Source organism: Mesorhizobium sp. (genome assembly GCF_017306585.1).
Taxonomy (GTDB): domain Bacteria; phylum Pseudomonadota; class Alphaproteobacteria; order Rhizobiales; family Rhizobiaceae; genus Mesorhizobium.
Genome location: NZ_JAFKIC010000225.1, coordinates 1 through 21,445, shown reverse-complemented (window position 1 = coordinate 21,445; position 21,445 = coordinate 1). Strand labels below are relative to the sequence as shown.

23 protein-coding genes are annotated in these 21,445 nt (G+C 64.2%); 13 read left to right on the top strand and 10 right to left on the bottom strand.

Annotation, left to right across the window (positions count from 1 at the left end):
• The 3 genes from J0I79_RS27625 to J0I79_RS27615 form a co-directional block, all read right to left on the bottom strand.
• A partial coding sequence (locus J0I79_RS27625) for a hypothetical protein (protein WP_292866847.1) occupies positions 1-278 on the bottom strand: 278 nt, incomplete at its 3' end.
• A 210-nt stretch (positions 279-488) separates the two neighbouring features.
• The gene (locus J0I79_RS27620) at positions 489-1,001 is read right to left on the bottom strand and encodes a hypothetical protein (protein WP_292866845.1); all 513 of its coding nucleotides are present in this window, start codon (positions 999-1,001) and stop codon (positions 489-491) included.
• 76 nt (positions 1,002-1,077) lie between these two features.
• A complete protein-coding gene (locus J0I79_RS27615) occupies positions 1,078-1,686 on the bottom strand; it encodes a CGNR zinc finger domain-containing protein (RefSeq protein ID WP_292866844.1) in 609 nt (202 codons plus the stop codon).
• Between the two features lie 148 nt (positions 1,687-1,834).
• Here J0I79_RS27615 and J0I79_RS27610 point away from each other — a divergent pair, with 148 nt between their 5' ends.
• From J0I79_RS27610 to J0I79_RS27595, 4 genes are all read left to right on the top strand, one after another.
• Complete coding sequence (locus tag J0I79_RS27610; RefSeq protein ID WP_292866843.1) at positions 1,835-2,740, top strand: branched-chain amino acid ABC transporter permease; 906 nt, start codon at positions 1,835-1,837, stop codon at positions 2,738-2,740.
• A gap of 189 nt (positions 2,741-2,929) precedes the next feature.
• The gene (locus tag J0I79_RS27605; RefSeq protein WP_292866842.1) at positions 2,930-3,514 is read left to right on the top strand and encodes a TRAP transporter small permease subunit; all 585 of its coding nucleotides are present in this window, start codon (positions 2,930-2,932) and stop codon (positions 3,512-3,514) included.
• The gene (locus tag J0I79_RS27600) at positions 3,514-5,286 is read left to right on the top strand and encodes a TRAP transporter large permease subunit (protein WP_292866851.1); all 1,773 of its coding nucleotides are present in this window, start codon (positions 3,514-3,516) and stop codon (positions 5,284-5,286) included. Before J0I79_RS27605 ends, J0I79_RS27600 begins: the two co-directional genes overlap by 1 nt.
• Before the next feature lie 13 nt (positions 5,287-5,299).
• Complete coding sequence (locus tag J0I79_RS27595; RefSeq protein ID WP_292866841.1) at positions 5,300-6,328, top strand: zinc-dependent alcohol dehydrogenase family protein; 1,029 nt, start codon at positions 5,300-5,302, stop codon at positions 6,326-6,328.
• 88 nt (positions 6,329-6,416) lie between these two features.
• On the opposite strand, the gene J0I79_RS27590 is transcribed toward J0I79_RS27595, so the two are convergent.
• Complete coding sequence (locus J0I79_RS27590) at positions 6,417-7,526, bottom strand: TRAP transporter substrate-binding protein (RefSeq protein WP_292866840.1); 1,110 nt, start codon at positions 7,524-7,526, stop codon at positions 6,417-6,419.
• 262 nt (positions 7,527-7,788) lie between these two features.
• Between J0I79_RS27590 and J0I79_RS27585 the strand changes: the two genes are divergently transcribed.
• Positions 7,789-8,562 (top strand): gamma-glutamyl-gamma-aminobutyrate hydrolase family protein, encoded by a 774-nt coding sequence (locus tag J0I79_RS27585; RefSeq protein ID WP_292866839.1) that lies wholly within the window; start codon positions 7,789-7,791, stop codon positions 8,560-8,562.
• On the opposite strand, the gene J0I79_RS27580 is transcribed toward J0I79_RS27585, so the two are convergent.
• The 4 genes from J0I79_RS27580 to J0I79_RS27565 all read right to left on the bottom strand — a co-directional run bounded on the left by J0I79_RS27580 (position 8,563) and on the right by J0I79_RS27565 (position 12,064).
• Entirely contained in the window at positions 8,563-8,967 is a 405-nt protein-coding gene (locus J0I79_RS27580) for a hypothetical protein (RefSeq protein ID WP_292866838.1), read from the bottom strand. It abuts the gene before it with no gap.
• 146 nt (positions 8,968-9,113) lie between these two features.
• A complete protein-coding gene (locus J0I79_RS27575) occupies positions 9,114-10,097 on the bottom strand; it encodes a 2-hydroxyacid dehydrogenase (protein WP_292866837.1) in 984 nt (327 codons plus the stop codon).
• Positions 10,094-11,116 (bottom strand): LacI family DNA-binding transcriptional regulator, encoded by a 1,023-nt coding sequence (locus J0I79_RS27570; RefSeq protein WP_292866849.1) that lies wholly within the window; start codon positions 11,114-11,116, stop codon positions 10,094-10,096. Before J0I79_RS27570 ends, J0I79_RS27575 begins: the two co-directional genes overlap by 4 nt.
• Positions 11,117-11,179: 63 nt before the next feature.
• Complete coding sequence (locus J0I79_RS27565; RefSeq protein ID WP_292866836.1) at positions 11,180-12,064, bottom strand: DMT family transporter; 885 nt, start codon at positions 12,062-12,064, stop codon at positions 11,180-11,182.
• 379 nt (positions 12,065-12,443) lie between these two features.
• Between J0I79_RS27565 and J0I79_RS27560 the strand changes: the two genes are divergently transcribed.
• Positions 12,444-13,787, top strand: a complete 1,344-nt coding sequence (locus J0I79_RS27560) for a multidrug effflux MFS transporter (protein ID WP_292866835.1) — start codon at positions 12,444-12,446, stop codon at positions 13,785-13,787.
• A gap of 82 nt (positions 13,788-13,869) precedes the next feature.
• Here the strand turns inward: J0I79_RS27560 and J0I79_RS27555 are convergent, their stop codons facing one another.
• Positions 13,870-14,277 (bottom strand): DUF2000 family protein, encoded by a 408-nt coding sequence (locus tag J0I79_RS27555; protein WP_292866834.1) that lies wholly within the window; start codon positions 14,275-14,277, stop codon positions 13,870-13,872.
• A 46-nt stretch (positions 14,278-14,323) separates the two neighbouring features.
• On the opposite strand from J0I79_RS27555, the gene J0I79_RS27550 reads away from it, so the two are divergent.
• A complete protein-coding gene (locus tag J0I79_RS27550; protein ID WP_292866833.1) occupies positions 14,324-15,196 on the top strand; it encodes an AraC family transcriptional regulator in 873 nt (290 codons plus the stop codon).
• A gap of 9 nt (positions 15,197-15,205) precedes the next feature.
• On the opposite strand, the gene J0I79_RS27545 is transcribed toward J0I79_RS27550, so the two are convergent.
• A complete protein-coding gene (locus J0I79_RS27545; protein WP_137929048.1) occupies positions 15,206-15,676 on the bottom strand; it encodes a MarR family transcriptional regulator in 471 nt (156 codons plus the stop codon).
• A gap of 53 nt (positions 15,677-15,729) precedes the next feature.
• Here J0I79_RS27545 and J0I79_RS27540 point away from each other — a divergent pair, with 53 nt between their 5' ends.
• The 6 genes from J0I79_RS27540 to J0I79_RS27515 form a co-directional block, all read left to right on the top strand.
• A complete protein-coding gene (locus J0I79_RS27540; RefSeq protein WP_292866831.1) occupies positions 15,730-15,924 on the top strand; it encodes a hypothetical protein in 195 nt (64 codons plus the stop codon).
• Positions 15,925-16,105: 181 nt separating this feature from the next.
• Positions 16,106-17,176 (top strand): GTP-binding protein, encoded by a 1,071-nt coding sequence (locus J0I79_RS27535; protein ID WP_292866829.1) that lies wholly within the window; start codon positions 16,106-16,108, stop codon positions 17,174-17,176.
• An 8-nt stretch (positions 17,177-17,184) separates the two neighbouring features.
• Positions 17,185-17,559 (top strand): Imm45 family immunity protein, encoded by a 375-nt coding sequence (gene imm45, locus J0I79_RS27530; RefSeq protein WP_292866827.1) that lies wholly within the window; start codon positions 17,185-17,187, stop codon positions 17,557-17,559.
• Positions 17,537-18,511: a WD40 repeat domain-containing protein gene (locus tag J0I79_RS27525; protein WP_292866825.1), complete on the top strand. Its 975-nt coding sequence runs from the start codon at positions 17,537-17,539 to the stop codon at positions 18,509-18,511. Before imm45 ends, J0I79_RS27525 begins: the two co-directional genes overlap by 23 nt.
• A gap of 240 nt (positions 18,512-18,751) precedes the next feature.
• Positions 18,752-20,131 carry an aspartate aminotransferase family protein gene (locus tag J0I79_RS27520; RefSeq protein ID WP_292866823.1) on the top strand — a complete coding sequence of 460 codons (1,380 nt, stop codon included), beginning with the start codon at positions 18,752-18,754 and terminating at the stop codon, positions 20,129-20,131.
• Between the two features lie 11 nt (positions 20,132-20,142).
• A partial coding sequence (locus J0I79_RS27515; protein WP_292866821.1) for a glutamine synthetase family protein occupies positions 20,143-21,445 on the top strand: 1,303 nt, incomplete at its 3' end.

Here is a 21,445-nt window from a genome sequence, read left to right as displayed (position 1 = left end):
CCCCAGCAGGCGGTGGCGGCAAGTTCCTCGTTGAGGCCGGGCTGAAAGACGATGTCGGCCTGGGCGAGCTGCTTCTTGGCCTTCCAAAGCTGCATGTCGAGGCCGCCGAGCGGCGAGCCGCGATAGCCCGAAACGAAGCCGGCGGTGTTCAGGCCGGCGCGGCGATCACGCTCGCGCTGCATCAGAAGCATGCGGATGACGGCCTGCGCGCCGGACAGGAAGATGCGCTCCTTTCCAAGATCGAACTTGTCGTCGAGCGCGACATCATGCAGCGTCATCAGGCATTTCCTCTGCGAAGGCGGCGCGGAACGGCAGCCAACGTCGGGATCGGATGGCGCATCCTTTCTCCCCTTGCAAGGCAGGTCAAACAAAATCGAAGGGACCAGTCAACGCGCAACAAACGGTTCACGCGGGTACTGGATCACGCATGAAAGGGCGCGCCGACAGTGTGACGGCGCACTAAAATTCCAGTGGAATCGACGTCCGGGTCAGCCGGCTTTCGAACAATCCGGCTTCGGCTCGCCCGGCAGCTTGCCGTCGGGGTGGCCGGCAAGGTCGGGATTGGCCGTGTAGAGCTGGTCGACGACCAAGGGTCGGTCGGGCAGGATCGACTGATCCTCCGTCGACATCAGCGTGGTGTCGATCTTCTGCAGCACCGCACCGTTGGCGTCCTTGACGCTGATGGCGATCGCATAAGGTTTGTTCTTGACGATGCAGGTCAGCGCCGGGCTCTCCAGGCTCACCTTGTCGAGCTTCGGCCAGACTTTCTGCTCGACCACGATCGGGTCGCCCCCGGCGGGGTTCTGGAAACTGGCAACGACCACCTGGCCCTCGCCCATCGGCTGCAATGGGCGCAGCGTCACGACATAGGTCGCCCTGGCGAGGCGATAGTTGAAGATGAATATCTTGCCCGAAACCTCGAACAGCTTGCCTTCGCCGCCGGTGTCGCGACAGGCGCCGAGCGCCGTGGCGGCGAGGAGCACGGCAACGGCCGCGGCCAAACGTTGAAGACCTCCAAATCTTTGTTTCTGCGCAATTCCTGACGGAAAACCGCTGCACACTTTTCCTGGAATTGCTCTAGGCATTCTTGACCTCATGGGCCGCCATGCGGCGGCGATAGTGACGGCTGGCCTTCTGCCTGTTGCCGCACACCGCCATGTCGCACCAAAGGCGGCTGGAATTGCGGCTTCTGTCGACGAACAGCCAGGTGCAGTTGGGACAGATCCTGAGCCGCGCGACCGTGTCCTCGCGCAGCAGCGAAAGCGCAGAGACAGCCAGCGCCGCCTCGAAGGCGATCGGCGTCGCGGGATCGCCGAACGGCTTTCCCGGCCCGCCGACCTCGGTCCGGCTGCCGGCCAGGCCTTCGGCGCAGGCGCGTAGAAAACCCGGCAGATCCGCCGTGGAAACCGCTCCATTCGACACCGCGCCGCGAAACAGCCGGTCGGTCGCCTCGCGGATCGACAGCACGACGGGGGCGATGGCGGCCGGTGAGGAAACGGCCAGCCGCCTGTCGCCGAGCTCGGCGGCACGAAAGCCGGTGGCCGCCTCGGCGAAGCGGGCGATTTCAGCCGGATCCTCAAAACGGTCGAAGGTGCGTTGCGGATCGCCACGCAGCACGACGGTGTTTGCCGTGTCGAGTGCGAGCAGACCGCCGGTGAAGCGGTGTGGTGTCCAGGCAACCGTCATTCCCGAAATCTAACCGATAAATCGCATTTGACAAGTTAGATTCGACGATGCAAACCTCATCGCCGCGCATGGTATGCTTGCCGGCGTCTTGAGCGTGCCGTTATCCCGAACCGCCGGGTATTCGGGCGGTACGCTCCGGGGATCTTGCATGCTCTATTTCTTCCAGCAGGTGCTGAACGGGCTGCATTCGGGCGCGCTCTACGCGCTGCTCGCCTTCGGCTATGTGCTGACCAATGGCATCCTGCACCGCACCAACCTTGCCTATGGCGCGCTGTTCGCCTTTTGCGGCCAGACGATGATCCTGACCGTCGCCTTCGGTTATCAGGTTCTGTGGCTGACGGTGCTGGCCTCCGTGCTGCTCGGCGTCGTGGCGGCATTTCTCTATGCCACGCTGCTCAGCCATGTCCTGTCGCGCAGCGTCTTCGAGCCGCTGGCCGACCGCACGCCCAATGCCATCGTGGTGACGACGCTCGGCATCCTGATTGTCCTGTCGGAGGCGAGCCGTATCGCGGCCGACACGCATGATCTGTGGCTGCCGCCGATGCTGGCCGAGCCAATCGTCTTCGCGCAAGGCTCCGGCTTCAAGGCGACGCTGACACTGATCCAGGTGCTCGACTGTGCATTCGTCCTGGCGGCGGTTGCCCTTGCCAGCTGGGGGTTCGCCCGTTCGAGCTTCGGCCGGGCCTGGCGCGCCGTCTGCGACGACCCCAGGGCGGCCGCCCTGTGCGGCGTCGATGTCCGGCGCGTGTTCCGGCATGCGGTGCTGTTCGCCGGCTTCTGCGCCGCGCTGGCCGGTGTCATGGCCAGCCTCTACTACGGCAATGTCAGCTTCGGTTCCGGCCTCGTCTATGGGCTGAAGATCCTGTTCGTGACCTCGGTGGGCGGCTATCTGTCGCCGCCCAGGGCCGCACTTGGGGCGGCCGCCTTCGGCATGGCCGAATCATTATGGGCCGGATACTTCCCGATCGAATGGCGCGATGCGTGGATGTATCTGTTCCTGGTGGCGATGCTGATCCTGATCGGCGCCGGCCGCGACCAGAGCAAGATCGCCTGACCGCATCAGACTTTGGTTGCATGACGCCGGGGCGAAACGCGGCTGTCCGGCCCCATGCTTCAACCCATGCCGTTTGCCTGCTTCCATCCTTGTTGACCCGTCCGGCCACGCGCGGCATACCGTTGGGCCACGCGGCGTGACGGCATGGAAGGGGAGAGCCGGCGCGCCAGCGACAAAAGGGAGGACTGCATGCAAGGGCCGCTCGCTCTGTCGCGGGGCATCGACCGCGTCAACGAATTCATCGGGAAATCGGTATCCTGGCTGATCCTGGTCGCGATCCTGGTCAGCGCCGGCAATGCCATCATCCGCAAGGTCTTCGACATATCCTCGAACGCGTGGCTGGAGCTGCAATGGTACCTGTTCGGCGCCGCCTTCATGCTGGCTGCCGCCTACACGCTGAAGCAGAACGAGCATATCCGCATCGACATCGTCTACGGCCTGTTTCCGCGCCGCATGCAGCACTGGATCGACCTGCTCGGCCACCTCCTGTTCCTGATGCCGTTCGTGACGCTGATGGTGTTCTACTTCGTGCCCTATGTCAGCCTGTCGTTCCACAGCGGCGAGATGTCGACCAATGCCGGCGGGCTGATCGTCTGGCCGGCGAAGGCCATCCTGCTGGTCGGCTTCTTCCTGCTGGCGCTGCAGGGCATTTCCGAGATCATCAAGAAGATCGCCATCATGCGCGGCGTGATGGACGATCCCAATCCATTCATCTCAGCGCATGAGCAAGCCGAACTCGAAGCCAAGGCACTGGCCGAGGAGGTGCGTTCGTGATGGAGTTCATCGCCCTGAACATGGCGCCCATCATGTTCGCATCGCTGATCCTGTTCATGCTGATCGGCTATCCCGTCGCCTTCTCGCTTGCCGCCAACGGGCTGCTTTTTTTCGTCATCGGCGTGCTTTTGACGCCCTATTCGGGCGGCGTGATCAATCTCGCCTGGCCGTTGCTCTACGCATTGCCGGACAATTTCTACGGCAGCCGGGTGATGTCGAACGACACGCTGCTGGCCATTCCCTTCTTTACCTTCATGGGCATCGTGCTCGAGCGATCGGGCATGGCCGAGGACCTGCTCGACACGATCGGCCAGTTGTTCGGGCCGATCCGCGGCGGCCTTGCCTATGCGGTGATTTTCGTCGGCGCGCTTCTGGCGGCAACAACCGGCGTGGTGGCGGCGTCCGTCATCGCCATGGGCCTGATCTCGCTGCCGATCATGCTGCGCTACGGCTACGACCGGCGGCTCGCATCCGGCGTCATCGCCGCGTCGGGCACGCTTGCCCAGATCATCCCGCCCTCGCTGGTGCTGATCGTGCTCGCCGACCAGCTCGGCCGCTCGGTCGGCGACATGTATGCGGGCGCGTTGATCCCGGGCCTCGTCCTGACCGGGCTTTACGCGCTTTACATCCTGATCATGTCTATCTTTCGCCCCAAAATGGTGCCGGCGCTGCCGCTCGAAGCGCGTACGCTCGGCCATGGCGTGATGTCGCTGCTGGTCGCGCTGGCTGCAGCGGTGGCGGTCTCATATGCCGCCTACCATTACCTGGCGCCGGCCCATGGCGACAATGCCGATATTCTCGGCGCCTGCGTCGGAGTGATCCTGATCTACATCGTCGCGATCGCCGACCGGCGGCTCAACATCAACATGATGTCGCGGCTGGCGCAGCAGGTCGTCATCGTGCTGATCCCGCCGCTGGCGCTGATCTTCCTGGTGCTGGGCACCATCTTCCTCGGCATCGCCACGCCGACGGAAGGCGGCGCCATGGGCGCGGTCGGCGCACTGGCCATGGCCGCGGCCAAGGGCCGGCTGTCACTCGACGTGATCAAGCAGGCGCTGACTTCCACGACAAGGCTGTCGTCCTTCGTGCTGTTCATTCTGATCGGCGCGCGCGTGTTCTCGCTCACCTTCTACGGCGTCAACGGCCAGATCTGGGTCGAGCACCTGTTGACCTCGCTGCCGGGCGGCGAAGTCGGCTTCCTGATCGGCGTCAACATCCTCGTCTTCTTCCTGGCCTTCTTCCTCGACTTCTTCGAACTCGCCTTCATCATCGTGCCGCTGCTGGCGCCCGCGGCCGACAAGCTCGGAATCGACCTGATCTGGTTCGGCGTGCTGCTCGGCGTCAACATGCAGACCTCGTTCATGCATCCGCCCTTCGGTTTCGCGCTGTTCTACCTGCGTTCGGTGGCCGCCCGGGTGCCCTATCTCGACCGGCTTACCGGCAAGCAGATCGCGCCGGTCACCACCGGCCAGATCTATTGGGGCGCGGTGCCGTTCGTCTGCATCCAGGTGGTGATGATCGGCCTGACCATCGCCTTCCCGCAAATGGTCATGCGCTACAAAGGCACCACCGTCGATCCCGGCACGATCGACTACAAGGTGCCGGAAGTGCCAGGCCTTTCGCCGCTCGGCGCACCAGCCGACAACGGCGCCGCCGCCCCGGCCACGCCCGGCACGCCCGACCTGTCACAGCCGCCCAGCTTCGGCGACACGCCGCCGGCCAAGCCGGCAGCGCCGGCGCCGGATCTTTCGCAACCACCGAACTTCAACTGATGGAGGCGCAGCCATGAAAGCCGTCCGGCTCGAAGCGGTAGGCAGCATCGCGCTGCGCGACGTCCCTAAGCCCGCCCCCGGGCCGGAAGATCTCCTGGTGCGGATCGAGGCCTGCGGCGTCTGCGGCACCGACCGGCATCTGTTCCATGGCGAGTTTCCCTGCCGGCCTCCGGTTACGCCGGGGCATGAATTCTCGGGCATCATCGAAGCCGTCGGATCCGGCGTCTCCGGCTTTTCGGTTGGCGACCGCGTCACCGGCGACCCCAATATCGCCTGCGGGCGGTGCGGCCATTGCCATGCCGGCCGGGTCAATCTGTGCCGCAATCTCAACGCCATCGGCATCCATCGCGATGGCGGTTTTGCGGACTATGTGCTGCTTCCGCAGAAACAGGCCTTCCGTTTGCCGGCAAACCTCAAGCCGACGCATGGCGCCTTCTGCGAGCCGCTGGCCTGCTGTCTGCACGGCATCGACCTTGCCGGGATCAGGCCAGGTGCATCGGTCGTCGTGCTCGGCGGCGGCGTCATCGGCCTGGTCACCGTGCAATTGGCAAGGCTCGCCGGCGCCTCGACCATCATCCTGTCGACCCGGCAGGCCTCGCGGCGCGCGCTGGCCGAGGAGCTCGGCGCGACGGCGACGGTCGATCCCGGCGCCGGCGACGTGATCGATGCCATTTCGGGGCCGAAGGGCCTGGTGCCCGGCGGCGTGGACGTGGTTCTGGAATGCGCAGGCGTTCGCGATACCGTCGAGCAGTCGATGCGTATCGCGAAGGCCGGCGGGACGGTCATCATCGTCGGTGTCGTGCCGCAAGGCATGAAGGTGGAAATCGAGCCTTTCGACCTGCTGTTTCGCGAATTGAAGGTGCTGGGCTCGTTCCTCAACCCCTTCACGCATGGCAGGGCGGCCGAGTTGATCGCCTCCGGCGCGATCGAGATCGACAGGCTGATTTCGAGGCAGGTGCCGCTGGAAGAAGCTGCCGCCGTGATCGCCAACCCGCCGGCGCCCGGCGAGGTCAAGGTGCTGGTGGTGCCGGGGCGCGGTTGAAGTCTTGCAACGTCGGCGGCTTGCGAAACCGTCGATCGCAGCTCCCCTCTCCCCGCCGCTATACGGGGAGAGGGGAGCTGATCCCCGCCTACAGCTTGCCGTTGCGCTGCTGCACCATCATGAAGGTGTCGTAGTTGTATTCGGCCACCTGCGCCCAGAGATAGTGTTCCTTGCGGAAGCCCTTGATCGATTCCCAGATCTTCTTGAAGGGCGCGTTGGAGGCTTCCATTTCGGCATAGACCTCGTTGGCCTTTTCGAAACAGGCGGCCATGACGTCCTGGCTGAACGGGCGCAGCTTGGCGCCGCCCGCCACCAGCCGCTTCACCGCCGGCGGGTTCACATAGTCGTATTTCTGCAGCATGTCGGCATCGGCGGCCTGCGCGGCGGTGCGCAACAGCGATTTGTAAGTCGGCGAAAGTTCTTCGTATTTCGCCTTGTTGAACATCAGATGGACGGTCGGGCCGCCTTCCCACCAGCCAGGATAGTAGTAGTAGGGCGCGACCTTGTAGAAGCCGAGCTTCTCGTCGTCATAGGGGCCGACCCATTCGGCAGCGTCGATGGTGCCCTTTTCCAGCGCCGGATAGATATCGCCGCCGGCGATCTGCTGCGGCACGACGCCGAGCTTCTGCACCACCTTGCCGGCGAATCCGCCGATGCGCATCTTGAGGCCGGAGAGATCGGCGACCGTGTTGATCTCCTTGCGGAACCAGCCGCCCATCTGCACGCCGGTGTTTCCGCCCGGCAGGCCGAACAGGCCTTGCGTGGCCAGGAACTCGTTGAACAGGTCGATGCCGCCGCCATGGTAGTGCCAGGCATTCATGCCGCGCGCGTTGAGCGAGAAGGGAACCGCCGCACCGAGCGCCCAGGTCGGGTCCTTGCCCCAATAATAATATGCCACCGTGTGGCAGGCCTCGACCGTGCCGGCCGTGGTGGCGTCCGCAGCTTGCAGGCCGGGCACCAGCTCGCCAGCGGCGAAGACCTGGATCTGGAAATTGCCGTCGGTGGCTTCAGACAGCATCTTGGAGAACACTTCCGCGCCGCCATAAATGGTGTCGAGCGATTTCGGGAAGGACGACGCCAGCCGCCATGTCACCTTGGGATTTGACTGGGCGATGGCCGGCGCCGCCAGCGTGGCCGCCGCCGCGGCAGCGCCTACACCTGTGACGCCTGCCTTGCGGATGAATGAACGACGATCCATGAAGTTCCTCCCTTTTGGATCAACAGACCGACGTTCGAGAATTCCTCGGCTCCCGCATCGGTTGGCCGAAACAATACACGGGCGAGATATGTAGTCCAGCACAGCGGCCGGATTTGGCGATCAGCCCTGCGGACTTGCAACTATAGTCTAACGGATGGTTTCGTGGCCCATTCGACACGCCGTAACTTGGCATGGAAAAATGCCTTGAGATCGCCTATTTTGCAGGCGATATACCCGTGTCCAGCTGGAAACCCGATCCAAAATGCATCAGCCGCTCGTCGCCATATCGACCGACGTCCGTCAGTTCGATAACTACACCTGGCATGCCGCCCCGCAGCAATATCTGGAAGCGGCGATCACGGGAGCCGGTGTCTTCCCGCTGCTCGTGCCCTCCTTCGGCGCCCGGCTCGATTTCGACGAACTGCTGTCTTCCGTCGACGGCGTCATGCTCACCGGCTCGAAATCCAATGTCGACCCTTCGCTCTATGGCGGGGATGCCAGCGAAGCAAACGGCCCCTATGATCCCGCGCGCGACTCCACGACGCTGCCGCTGATCCGCAAGGCGATCGAGCGCGGCGTGCCGCTGCTTGCCATCTGCCGCGGAATCCAGGAACTGAACGTGGCGCTGGGCGGCACGCTGGGCACCGAGATCCAGGAGCGCGAGGGCTCGCTCGACCACCGCGCGAGGGTGAGCGATATCCAGGACGAACGCTTCGCCATTCACCAGACCGTTTCGATCAAGCCGGGCAGCTGCCTTGCCGGCGTGTTCGGCGCGGGCGACATCAAGGTCAATTCGTTGCACCGCCAGGCGATCGACCGGCTGGGATCGAAGCTCGAGATCGAGGGTGTCGCCGACGACGGCACGGTCGAAGCGGTATCGGTCAAGGGTGCCCGCGCTTTTGCCGTCGGCGTCCAGTGGCACCCGGAATACTGGGTCAAGTCCGACAGCGTCTCGGCCAATATCTTCCGCGCCTTCGGCGACGCGGTGCGCCTGCATGCGGCAGCGAAGGCTGGCTCACGGGCTGCCGCGGAGTAGTCAGTCCCTCGGACGCTCGCCGGTCTCAGGCGTAAGCGACAACAGGGGATTGGCCGGGGCGAAGGATTCATAGCCTTCGCCATCGGCGACGGAAAACGTGACGATCGGATCGATGCCGTTCGCACTGAAGGTAACCGTGCCGTCCCGCTGCTCACGCCAGAACCTGGCTTGCTCCAGTCCCGGAAGCAGTTCCACGCAGTCCGGACCGACCGCGATACACGAAAGGCCGTCCGAGACGGCGGTTTCGCGCGTGACCGCGCATTTGCCTTCGTCACCATTGGCGGTCAGGCGATAGATGTTTGACGAGGCGCTTGCGGCGGCCGTTGCCCGGCCATCATAGTCATGCAGGAAATGAGCACCGCCGAACAGCGCCACAGACGCAACGAAACCCGTGACAAGTTTCACTCGACTCTCCGCGATAATAACCAGGTATGGTTAATATTTTCAAAGAGTTAAGCCGACGTTAATAGGTGTGGCGGACGCGCGGGGGCGAGATCTTTCGAGGCCCGATAGAGTGCCGTGAGCCCTTCAGGGCCCGCGTCCCGCTTCGATCAGGCAGGCGCCTTGACGTTGATCGTTTCGGGCACCGGCGTCAGGGCCCGGCGTTCGGTGAACCAGGATACGAGATTGTCGACGCACAGGTCCGCCATGGCGCGGCGCGTGTGCTCCGACGCAGAGCCGACATGCGGCAACAGGCTGGCATTGGCGGCATCGAGCAGCGCCCGCGGCACGTTCGGCTCGTTGGCGAAGACATCGAGCCCGGCAGCGGCGATGGTGCCATCTGCAAGGGCCGCCGCCAGCGCCTCCTCGTCGACGGTACTGCCCCGGCCGATGTTGACGAACACGCCGTTCGCGCCAAGGGCGGCCAGGATTTCGGCATTGACCGCCTTTTGCGTCGAAGCGCTGCCGGGGGCCACGGAAATCAGCGTGTCGACAGCTTCGGCGAGGCTCTTCAGCGTCGGGTGGTAGGGATAGGATAGACCTTCGACCGGGCGGCGGTTGTGATAGGAGACCGGCAGTCCGAACGCTTCCAGCCGCCGGGCGATGGCCTGCCCGATGCGGCCCATGCCGAAGATGCCGACGCGGCGCGTGCGCAAGGTCAGCCGGCTCAGCGGATAGTTGCCCTTGCGCGCCCAACTGCCGTCTCGCAGCCAGGCCTCGGCACGCGGCAGGTCGCGGACGGTGTTGATCAACAGCCCGATGGCGGTGTCGGCGACTTCCTCGGTCAGCACGTCGGGCGTGTTGGTGACCATGATGTTGTTCGCGGCGGCATGGCCGACTTCGACCGAATCATAGCCGACGCCGAAGGAGGCGATAAGCTCGAGATTGGGCAGCGCATCCATCATCGTCGCGTTGATGCCCGCAAACGAGGCAATGCCGCGCACCGTGCGGCGCATCTCGTCTGTAACCAGCGCCGCATCGGCACGCTCGATGCCGATGCGCCTGAACGTCCCCTCGATGCGATCGGCAGCGTGGCCGGTGAAGTCCGCCGGCACCAGAATGGCGACGGCTTTCAATTCTTCAGCTCCGGTCATGCACGCTCCACCGGTTTGCCGGTCGACTGGCGCACATGCAGCTCCGGCTTGATCAGTTCCTGCGACGGCCGCACCGTCTGCCCGTTGAGCTTGTCGAGCAGCGCGCTGGCGGCGCGGCGGCCGACCTCACGCTGGCCGTTCCAGACGGTGGTCAGCGCCGGCGTGGCGATCGCCGCCTCTTCGAGATCGTCATAGCCGGTGACAGAGATGTCGATGCCGGGCACCAGACCGGCGCGCGCGATGCCGTTCATCAGGCCGATGGCGACAAGGTCGTTCCAGCAGCATGCCGCCGTCGGCCTGTCTTTCAGCGCCAGGAACTGCCCGGCGGCTTCGAAGCCGGCCTGTTTGGTGCGCGGGCCGGCGATTCGCCAGGATGGCCTGACTTCGAGTCCGGCTGCTTCCATGGCATTGACATAGCCCTGGTAGCGGTCGCGGCCGGTCGAGGTCTGGTCGGTGCCGCCGATCATGGCGATGCGCTTGTGGCCGAGCGAGATCAGATGGTTGGTGGCGAGCCCTGTTCCGTAGGCGTCGTCGCCGCGAAATACCGGCACGTCGGCGCCCTCGACGGTGCGCGCGATCAGCACCGCCGGCAGGCCATTCTCCTCGGCCATCAGAATATCGGAAGCAGGCGTGCCGATGGCCGGCGACATGATGACGCCGTCGGCGCCCAACTGCAGCAGGGTGTCGATGAAGGTGCGCTGCTTTTCCAGCTGGTCGTAATGGTTGGACAGGATGAAGGTCTGGCGGCTGCGGTCGAGTTCGCTTTCGATCGAGCGCAATATCTCGGCGAAGAAAGGGTTCATGATGTCGTGCACGACGACGCCGACAATGCCCGAGCGCGATGTGCGCAGGCTGGCGGCGCGGCGATTGTAGATGTAGCCGATGGCGCGGGCATGTTCCTTGATGCGGTCGCGCGTCGAGCCGGCAACCAGCGGGCTGTCGCGCAGCGCCAGCGAAACCGTGGCCGTGGACACACCGAGCGCATCCGCGATCGTCGACAGCTTGATCTTCTGTGCCAGCCTTCGCTCCCCAGGCTTTTTAAACTTTTTAAACGCGGCGTTATGCCATTGATCGGGAGCAAGTCAAAGTTTTTTTGCCAGCGCCTCGGCTTCGACATCGGAGACGGCCCGGTTCCCCAGCCGAAGCCGGTGCTCGCGGTGGACGATATAGAGGCCGCTGGCGACGATGATGGCGGCACCGAGCAGCGTCCAGCGGTCCGGGAACTGATTGAAGACGATCCAGCCGGAAATGATCATCCACACCATCTGCGAATAGGGATAGGGGGCGAGCGCGGTGGTGGTCGCCAGCCGGTAGGCCTGCACCAGCAGCCAGTGGCCGACACCGCCGAAAACGCCGAGCATCAGCAGCACGAACCAGTGCCAGCCATCATGCGGCAGCGAGAAGGAAAAGGGCAGCAGGGGCAAAAGCAGCACGGCTGGCGCCAGCGCCGAGAACAGGATCAGGCTTTCCGATGTCTCGGTCGCCGACATGCGCCGCGTCATGATCACATAGAAGCTGTTCGACAGCATCGATCCCAGCGCGAAGAGATGCCCGACGCCGAAAACGCCGACACCCGGCCTCGTGATGATCAAAACACCGGCGAAGGCCGCCAGGATGGCCAGCCAGCGCCGCCAGCCGGCCCATTCGCCGAGCAGCGGGCCGGCGAGAGCGGTGATCACCATCGGGCCGAAGAAATAGATCGACGTGGTTTCGGCCAGTTGCAGCGAGCGCAGGGCGAGCACGTTGAAGATGGTCGAGCCGAACAGGAACGCGCCACGCAGCACATGCGCCGGCAGGTTGGCGGGGCGAAACCGCTCCGGCTCGCGCCAGCCGCGCAGCAACGCACCGACCAGCACCACATGAACGGCGAAGCGCACCCAGGCGACGACCAGCACGGAAACGCCGGCAAGGACGAGATATTTGCTCGACGTGTCGAGGAAGGTGAAGAAGACGTAGGTGGTGAGCATGCACAGGATCGCCACCGGCGGCGTTGCGCTTTCGACATATCTCTGGGAAGGATTCACGTGCAGGCCGGGGAAACGCGGGGCTGAAACCCACCTTTGCGGCAATTGAAGGCTTGGGGCAAGCCAAAAGCAGCTGGCACAACAACACATCCCGGCAGGCTTAGCTTTCGTCCCGCACGTACGGGCTCCGACCCACTGCCCGGCTGAACCTCGCCACAGGCAACAGGCTTGCATCTTTCCGTCGCTGATCGATGTCGAGGCATGCGTCTTGACGCCGTACACGATTTCCGCCTAGCTCTGATGCCATGAACATCGCTACGGCTTTCATCGTGGTAAGAGAGCGCATGGGCAGGATGGTGTAACCATCCGGCGAAAGCTCCCCATGCGCGGCAAACAGGCTCCTGACGGGGCCTTTTTTTATGCCCGAATTCAGGCCGCCCGTCAGACCTCTCCTCAACCCACGCAGAAGGCGAGCGGGACCATGGCAAGCGATAAACCTATCCGGAGTCCGAGGGCGGACAAGATCGGGAAAGTGGTTTCTCCTGAATCCACCACCCCACCTCGCCTCATCACCCTGATCCTGCTCTCGGCCCTTGCGGTGTTGCCGGTGAACATGATTTTGCCGTCGCTGCCCAACATTGCCGCGACATTCCAAGCCGATTTCGCACTGGTCAATCTGTCCGTCGCCGGCTTTGCGATCATCACCGCCACCATTGAAGCCATCGGAGGCGCAATATCGGACCGATTTGGGCGCAGGCTGGTCGTCCTGACATCGCTTTCGCTCTTCGTCGCAGCCTCCATCGGCTGCGCTCTGGCTCCCGACATCGGCACTTTCCTTCTGTTTCGCGCGATGCAAGCATGTATTGGCCCCTGCTATTCCGTCGCTCTTGTCATCATCAAGGAGACATCAGGGGAGCGCGAGGCCGCCAGCAAATTTGGCTATCTCGCCATGGGATGGGCGCTTGCGCCCATGGTCGGCCCTCTGTTCGGCGGGACACTCGACGAGCTGTTCGGATGGCGGTCAAGCTTCGTTGTCTTCGCGATCCTCGGCGCGGCCACACTTGCCTTGTCCATGCATCAGATCAGAAGCAGGGCCGGCCCATTGTCGAGATCGCGCGGGACATATTTCGTCGCATACAGGCTGCTCCTGAGTTCCGGCCGGTTCTGGGCCTACACACTGTGCATGGCATCCTCGATGGGGGTACTTTACGTGTTCCTGGGAGGAGCGCCGTTGGTCGTCGGCGACGCGCTCGGCGGATCTACCGCGAAGCTTGGTTTCTATATGGGGCTGGTTCCCACCGGCTTCATTTTCGGCAGCTATCTAGCCGGACGTTACGCCTCGAAAGCCTCGCTTGGTGCGACGCTTGTTTTCGCGCGGCTCCTGACCTGCGCGGGCCTGCTGGTCGGCCTGGTTTCGTCAAGCCTGGGTACCGCCCACGTTCTTGCCTTCTTCGGACCTTGCGTGTTCATCGGCATCGGCAATGGACTGACCATGCCTGCCGCCAACAGCGGCGCATTGTCGGTCCGACCAGATCTGGTTGGCACCGCGGCGGGACTGGCCGCCGCAATGCGGATCGGCGGCGGGGCACTCATAGCCTCCCTTGCCGGCCTGTTCCTTGCGGATTCGGTTCCCTTGCTTTTCCTCATGATGCTGGCGTCGGCGACGCTCGCCTTGCTGGCGGCACTGTATGCCGCTCTTCTCGACCGCCGGCAGCCAGCCGATTGAGTTCGCCTGGAGCGGTTCGGCGTTTGATGGAACCGCCGAGCCGCTCCAGCTCCTTGTTTTAAGCTATTCCCAGGGAATTGCCCTACGCATGCATGCGGGCGCCTTTGGTGATCTTGTCGACCACCTTCTTGTCGGCGCGCAGCGCGATGCCGACAACCTTGGCGTCATCGGGCGCGAACTGCGCAAAGACGGCGCGGTTGGCGGCGTCGAAGCCGGTGGAAAACATCTCCTCGACATAGAGCGAAGCCGTCACGCCGCGCTCAAGCGTGCGCCTGTGGATCGCGGCAAGCGTGGCCTGGTCGGCCGAAAGCACGATGACGGGCTGGATCGACAGAGGGTTGTAGAGATTGCCGGCGCGGTCGCTGTAGGGATCGCCGATGATATCGGGAAACTGCGCCACGACGCCGCTGGTCAGGAAGGCAGTGACGTTCAGCTTCTGCCAGACAGCCAGGTCTTCGCGCAGGACGATTGCAAATTTGGTGTCGAACATGGGAAAATGATCCATTCGCGATGACGCCCCGATTGCGAGGCAGGAGATGCCGTTTGAACTAGACCGCCAGGCCTTCGAGGGTCTTGGACGTTTGTGCGCCGATGCGGCTGAAAACTGCATCATCTCCGCCCCGGACCCGGCCGGCATGGAGCGGATCGAGGCGCGTTTCCACGGCAGCGCCTTCGATCTCCATCGCCACGACACCTATGCGATCGGCGTGACGCTGCAGGGCGTGCAAACCTTTCGCTATCGCGGAATGACGCGACATAGCCTGCCCGGCCAGATCATCGTGCTGCATCCCGACGAGTTGCATGATGGCGGTGCCGGCACCGAGGACGGGCTGCGCTACAGGATGCTCTATCTCGAACCTTCGCTGATGCTGGGCTGTCTTGGCGACGCCCCCCTGCCCTTCGTCAGGGAGGCGGTGGTCGCCGATGACGCCTTTTGCGCAACGTTGCTTTCGGCGCTGGGGCCGCTGCAACAGGAACTCGACGAACTGTTTGTCGACGACTTCCTGGCACAACTGATGCAAGGCCTGACACGGCATGGCGGACAGCCGGCGAAACCGATCGCGAGGCCTGCCTGGCGGGCGGCGACACTGGCGCGGGACTACCTCACGGAGAACGCGACACGGCCGGTGCGTTCAGAGGAACTGGAAGCCGTTACGGGGCTGGACCGCTATGCGCTGTCACGGCATTTCCGCGCGGCGTTCTCGACCAGTCCGCATCGTTTCCTGGTGATGCGCCGGCTTCAGCGGGCGCGGCGGCTGATCACGGCCGGGGAGCCGCTGGCGCAGATCGCGGTCGACGCCGGCTTCACCGACCAGAGCCATTTCAACAGGCAGTTCAAGAAGGCGTTCGGCATGACGCCGGGACGCTGGGCCTCGCTGATCCGAAAGCAGGCTCCGGCGGCGGCCTGACCGCTGCCGTCAGTCGTCCGACTCGGCGTCGTCGTCGACCAGCACCAGTTCCTCGTTGGAGAGGTTGGCCTCGATGCGGGCCAGCAGCTTGAACAGCGCCTTCTGGTCTTTCTTGTCGAGGCCCTTCAGTGCCTGCTTCTCGGTCTTCTTGACCGACTTCTCGATGGCGCGGATGGTTTCACGACCGCTGTCGGTCAGGAAGATATGCGCCTGGCGGGCGTCGGCTTCCGATGCGCGCTTTTCCAGGAAACCCTGCGCCTGAAGCCGGTTGATGGTCTTGGTGATGGTGGGCGGCCGCACGCCGAGACGTCCAGCGAGGTTACCCGGCGTCTGGCCGTCCTCGCGGTCGAGCGCCAGCATGATCTGGTCCTGGCCGGCATAGAAGCCATGCGCCAGGAGCCGGGCCGCCAGCGCGGTCCTTGCCAGCCGTGCCGCCGAATGCAGCCGGCTCATCGTTGCAGTCTTGTCCGCCTTGGCCATGGTCATCCCTCTTCGGCCGTACCGGTGCGCATAGCATAGACGCAGCCGGCCGGTTGGCAATCGACGATCGAAAAGATTCCGGCGCTCGAAACAGCTTTGCCGGCAAGCATTGCGGTGTCCGCCGTGGTGATGCCAGATGTTTATTTCAGTTAGATGACAAACAAGTTTCCGGCGCGCCGGATTCACACCAGCCACAAGGCGGGCGCGATATGGCGGTCGGGGACGCCGACGACAAGCCTGCCTGGTGATCGCCAAACGCCTCACCGCCGATACGATGAACCCCAGCGCCCTCAACGCTCCCTGGGACAATCCCCGCCCGCCAGCTTGGCCCACCGGTTTGCCTCGTGCAAAAGCCCGGCGCACACCCTATATGGAACCGACAATCCCCTTTATCGAGGCCTTTCCAGGCCCAGGACTTCGAGGCAAGCCATGAGCGAAGCGCAGACGCAGATCCCCGTAACTGTCCTCACCGGCTATCTCGGCGCCGGCAAGACGACGCTGCTCAACCGCATCCTGTCGGAGAGCCATGGCAGGCGCTACGCCGTGATCGTCAACGAATTCGGCGAGATCGGCATCGACAACGACCTGATCGTGGAATCCGACGAGGAGATCTACGAGATGAACAATGGCTGCGTCTGCTGCACGGTGCGCGGCGACCTGATCCGCGTCGTCGAGGGCCTGATGCGCCGGCCCGGCCGTTTCGACGCCATCGTCGTCGAGACCACCGGTTTGGCCGACCCGGTGCCTGTGGCGCAGACCTTCTTCATGGACGACGACGTGCGCTCCAAGACCAAGCTCGATGCGGTGGTGGCGCTGGTCGACGCCAAACACCTGCCGCTGCGGCTCAAGGATTCCAAGGAAGCCGAGGACCAGATCGCCTTCGCCGATGTCGTCGTGCTCAACAAGACCGACCTCGTCACGCCCGAAGAGCTCGCCAAGGTCGAGGCGACGATCCGCGCCATCAACCCGGCGGCAAGAATCCACCGCACGACGCGCGCCGGCGTAGCGCTGTCGGAAGTGCTAGACCGCGGCGCCTTCGACCTCACCAAGGCGCTCGAAAACGACCCGCATTTCCTCGAGGCGCATGACCACGATCACGATCATGAATGCGGTCCGGACTGCGACCACGACCATCACCATCATGACGGACATGACCACCATCATCATCATCACGACCACGCCCACCCGTCCGACATCCACGACGTGACGGTGAAATCGGTGTCGTTGCGCGGCGGCGAGATGGACCCGAAGAAATTCTTCCCCTGGATCGAAAAGATCACTCAGGTGGAAGGACCCAACATCCTGCGGCTGAAAGGCATCATCGCGCTCAAGGGCGATGATGAACGCTATGTCCTGCAGGGCGTGCACATGATCATCGAGGGCGACCACCAGCGCGCCTGGAAAGATGGCGAGAAGCACGAGAGCCGGCTGGTCTTCATCGGCCGCGACCTCGACGCAGAGCGGCTGAAGAAGAGTTTCGAGGCCTGCCAGGCAGCCTGACCCGGAAGATGCCGCGTCTGATCGATCTTGCCGACGACCTGATTGCCGTCGGCGATATCCTCCGGCTTTCCGACAATTACGACAGCGGACCAGGCACCGGGCCAGTTGATCTGCTTGTGTTCGACCCCCGTGACGACAGTGCCGGGCTCGGCCTTGTGGTGGCGTCTGGCTATAAATCCGGACTTGTGTTCGCCGTTCTGCCGGTGGAAAGCCGGTTTGAGAAAAAAGCTGGGCTTTCCAAAGCGTGGCTGGTCGAAAACTGGGACAAATGGTTCGTCTTCACCTATCAAGGCGGCCCGGTTCCGATCGCCGAAACCGTTATCCTGCGCTGGAACGAACGAATGACCGTTGAGACCCGACATGCCCACAGTCGCCCCGCTTGATCTCGAAGGCCATTGCGTCGCCGCCGTCTTCCTTGGCGATGTGCCGCATTTCGCGCTTGCGGACGGCGTCATCCATCGGCTCGACAACGGCCACAAAACGGCGCAGGCCAATGACGGTCTGCTCACCGCCTTCCATGACGCCGCCAACGACCGGCTGATCACCGGCGGCGAGGACGGCAAGGTGTTTGCGGTGAAGGCGGGCGGCGAGGCCAAGGAACTGGCTAGTACGGCCAAGAAGTGGATCACCAGCGTTGCCGCCGGGCCGCAAGGCGCTGTCGCCTATGCCTCGGGCAAGACCGCTTTCGTACGTTTCGCCGATGGCAAGGTCCGCGAGTTCGCCCATCCGCGCTCGGTCGAGGGACTGGCCTTCTCGCCCAAGGGCATGCGCTTCGGCGTCGCGCGCTATAATGGCGCGACGCTGCATTTCCCGGCTGCCGAGGGCAAGCCGGTGGAACTTGAATGGGCCGGCGCGCACACCGGCATCACCTTCTCGCCGGACGGCGCCTTCCTGGTGACGACGATGCAGGAAAACGCGCTGCATGGCTGGAAGCTGGCCGACGGCAAGCACATGCGCATGAGCGGTTACCCCGGCAAGGTCAAAAGCCTGTCCTGGAGCGTCAAAGGCAAGTGGCTGGCCAGTTCCGGCGCGCCTGCCGCGATCGTCTGGCCTTTCTCGGCGAAAGACGGCCCGATGGGCAAGGCGCCGCTTGAACTCGGCACGCGCGGCAACACGATGGTGACCTGCGTTGCCTGCCATCCCAGCCAGGATGTGGCGGCGATCGGCTATGAGGACGGCATGGTGATCGCCGTGCGTTTCGCCGATGCCAAGGAAGTGCTGTTGCGCCGGCAAGGCAAGGGCGCCATCACCTCGATGATGTGGGACCGGGAAGAGCGCCGGATCGCCTTCGGCAGCGCCGCCGGCAACTGCGGCGTCATCGACATCACGGCCTAGAGCGGTTCCAGTAAAAGTGTGAAACGGTTTTCCGTCCGGAATTGCGTAAAAACAAAGAGTTAGAGCGGTTCGGCGATTCCATCAAACCCTGAACCGCTCTAGGTCGGAAGCCGCAACGATCCACGCGGCTTTGCGCCATCTCGATTTGCGATAATCGGCTGAGCCAACGCAGGACGCGCACGCGGCCAATTGCGGTCGCTTGCATGGATTGGCTAAGAGGAACCGGCCAGAGGGGTAATCATGCATAGCGACAGTTCAAGCACGTCCATCGGCGGCATCAGCCGCGACCGCATCGCCGCGTTGCGCGAGAGCGAAGGCGAGGCCTTCCGCACCGCGCGGCCGAAATCGCAGGCCAAGATCGGCAACGGCCTGCCCGGCTTCTTCGGCGGCGTGCCCATGCACTGGATGAAGGACTGGCCGACCCCGTTTCCGATCCTGGTCGACAGCGCCAGGGGCGCCAGCATCACCGACATAGACGGCAACAGGCTGGATGATTTCTGCCTCGGCGATACCGGATCGATGTTCGGCCATTCGCCGCCCCCCGTGGCGCGGGCGATCCGCAAGCAGGCCGGGCGCGGCCTGACCTACATGCTGCCGTCGGAAGACGCGCTCGCCATCGGGCCGTTGCTGCAGCAGCGTTTTGGCCTGCCGTTCTGGCAGATCGCGACGACCGCGACCGACGCCAACCGCTTCGCGCTGCGCGTCGCGCGCGCCGTCACCGGCCGCGAAAAGATCCTGGTCTTCAACGGCTGCTATCACGGCTCGGTCGACGAAACGATGGTGCGGCTGATAGACGGCAAGCCGGTCAACCGGCCGGGACTGGCCGGCGAGTTCCGCGACCTCACGCGCACCGCCAAGGTCATCGAGTTCAACGACGTCGCGGCGCTCGAGGCCGCGCTCAAGGACCGCGATGTCGCCTGCGTCATCGCCGAGCCGGTGCTGACCAATTCCTGCATGGTGCTCGCCGATCCCGGCTACCACGACGCGCTGCGCAAGCTGACGCGCGAGACCGGCACGCTGCTTCTGATCGACGAGACGCACACGATCTCGACCGGCCCCGGCGGCTATACCCGCAAATACGGGCTGGACCCCGATTTCTTCGTGCTGGGCAAGCCCATCGCCGGCGGCGTTCCGGCAAGCGTGTGGGGCATGAGCGAGGACGTCGCCTCGCGTTATGCCGCCTACAACAGGACCAAGGAGCCGGGCTATTCCGGCATGGGCACGACGCTGTCGGCCAATCCGCTGCAGTTCGCGACGATGCGCGCCACGCTCGAAGAGGTGATGACGCAGGAGAACTACGACCGCATGGACGAACTCGCGCGGCGCCTCGACGCCGGGCTGACCAGCGCAATCAAGCGGAACGGTCTGCCCTGGCATGTCGCGCGTGTCGGCGCGCGCGTGGAATTCATCTGCGCCCCAGGTCCGCTGCACAACGGCGCCGAGGCGGAAGGCGCGCACGCCCCGGAACTGGAAGCCGCCATCCATGTCGCGCTGGTCAACCGCGGCGTGCTTATCGCGCCTTTCCACAACATGATGCTGATCTCGCCCGCAACCACGGGCGCTCAGGTCAACCGGCTGGTCCGCGCCTTCGGCGCGGTTGCGGCAAAGCTTTCGGCATGAGACAAGCGGCCATGGATAATCCCAATGCCATCTCGACCTCACCGTCGGGGTCCTCGCCCACCGAGGCACAGGCCTTTCTCGACGCCCATCCCGAGATCGAGGCCTTCGATATCGTGCTGACCGACGCCAACGGCGTCGGCCGTGGCAAAATAGTGCGCCGGCACGAGCTGAAGAGCATTTTCGAGGGCGGCCGGCACATGCCGATCTCGATCCTCGGCCTCGACATCACCGGCGAGGACGTTCACGAAACCGGCCTTATCTGGGACAGCGGCGACGGCGATCTCAGGGCCTGGCCTATCCCCGGAACCCTGGTGCCGCTGCATGGCACCAGCCCGGCCCGCGGCCAGGTGCTGATGGCCATGTATCATCTCGACGGGCAGCCTATGTCGTCGGACCCCAGGCTGGCGCTGGCGCGGCAGGTCGAGAAACTGGCTGCCAAGGGGCTTTACCCCGCGGGCGCCTTCGAACTGGAGTTCTTTCTCCTCGCCAATGAGCGCGATGCCGACGGCAAGGTGCAGCCGGCGCGCGCGGTGCTGGACGGCCGCGTCTCCGGCAAGACGGAGGTCTATTCCGTCGACCATCTGCACGGCATGGAACCGCTCTTTTCCGATATTTACGCCGCCGCGAAGGCGCAGGGCATCCCGGCCGAAACGGTCATTTCGGAATACGCGCCCGGTCAGTACGAATTGACGCTGAACTACCGCAAGGACGTGATGCGCGCGGCCGATGATCTGGTCATGCTCAAGCGGCTGGTGCGGGCGCAGGCGCGCCGCCACGGCGTCACCGCCTGCTTCATGGCCAAGCCGATCGAGAAATATGCCGGCTCGGGCATGCATTTCCACGTCTCGCTGCAGGACAAGGACGGCCGCAACGTCTTTTCGGAGGCCGCAGGCGAAGGCTGGTCGGCGCCGCTGCTGCACGGCCTTGGCGGCCTGCTGCAGACCATGGCCGAATCCATGCTGGTGTTCGCGCCGCACGCCAATTCATGGCGGCGCTTCGTCTCGCAATCCTACGCGCCGGTGGCGCCGACCTGGGGCGTCAACAACCGTTCGGTCGCGTTGCGCGTGCCGGCGGGCGACGCCAGGAACCGGCGCATCGAACACCGGCCGTCCGGTGTCGACGCCAACCCTTATCTGATCGCTGCGACGGTGCTTGCCGGGATCGTCAAAGGGCTCGATGAAAAGCTGGACCCCGGTCCGGAAACGACCGGCAACGGCTATGAGTCCGCACCGTCGACGACAGCCATGCCCGCCGACTGGCGGGCCGCCATCGAAGCGGCCAGGGCATCGAGCTTCCTGAAGGGCGCGCTCGGCG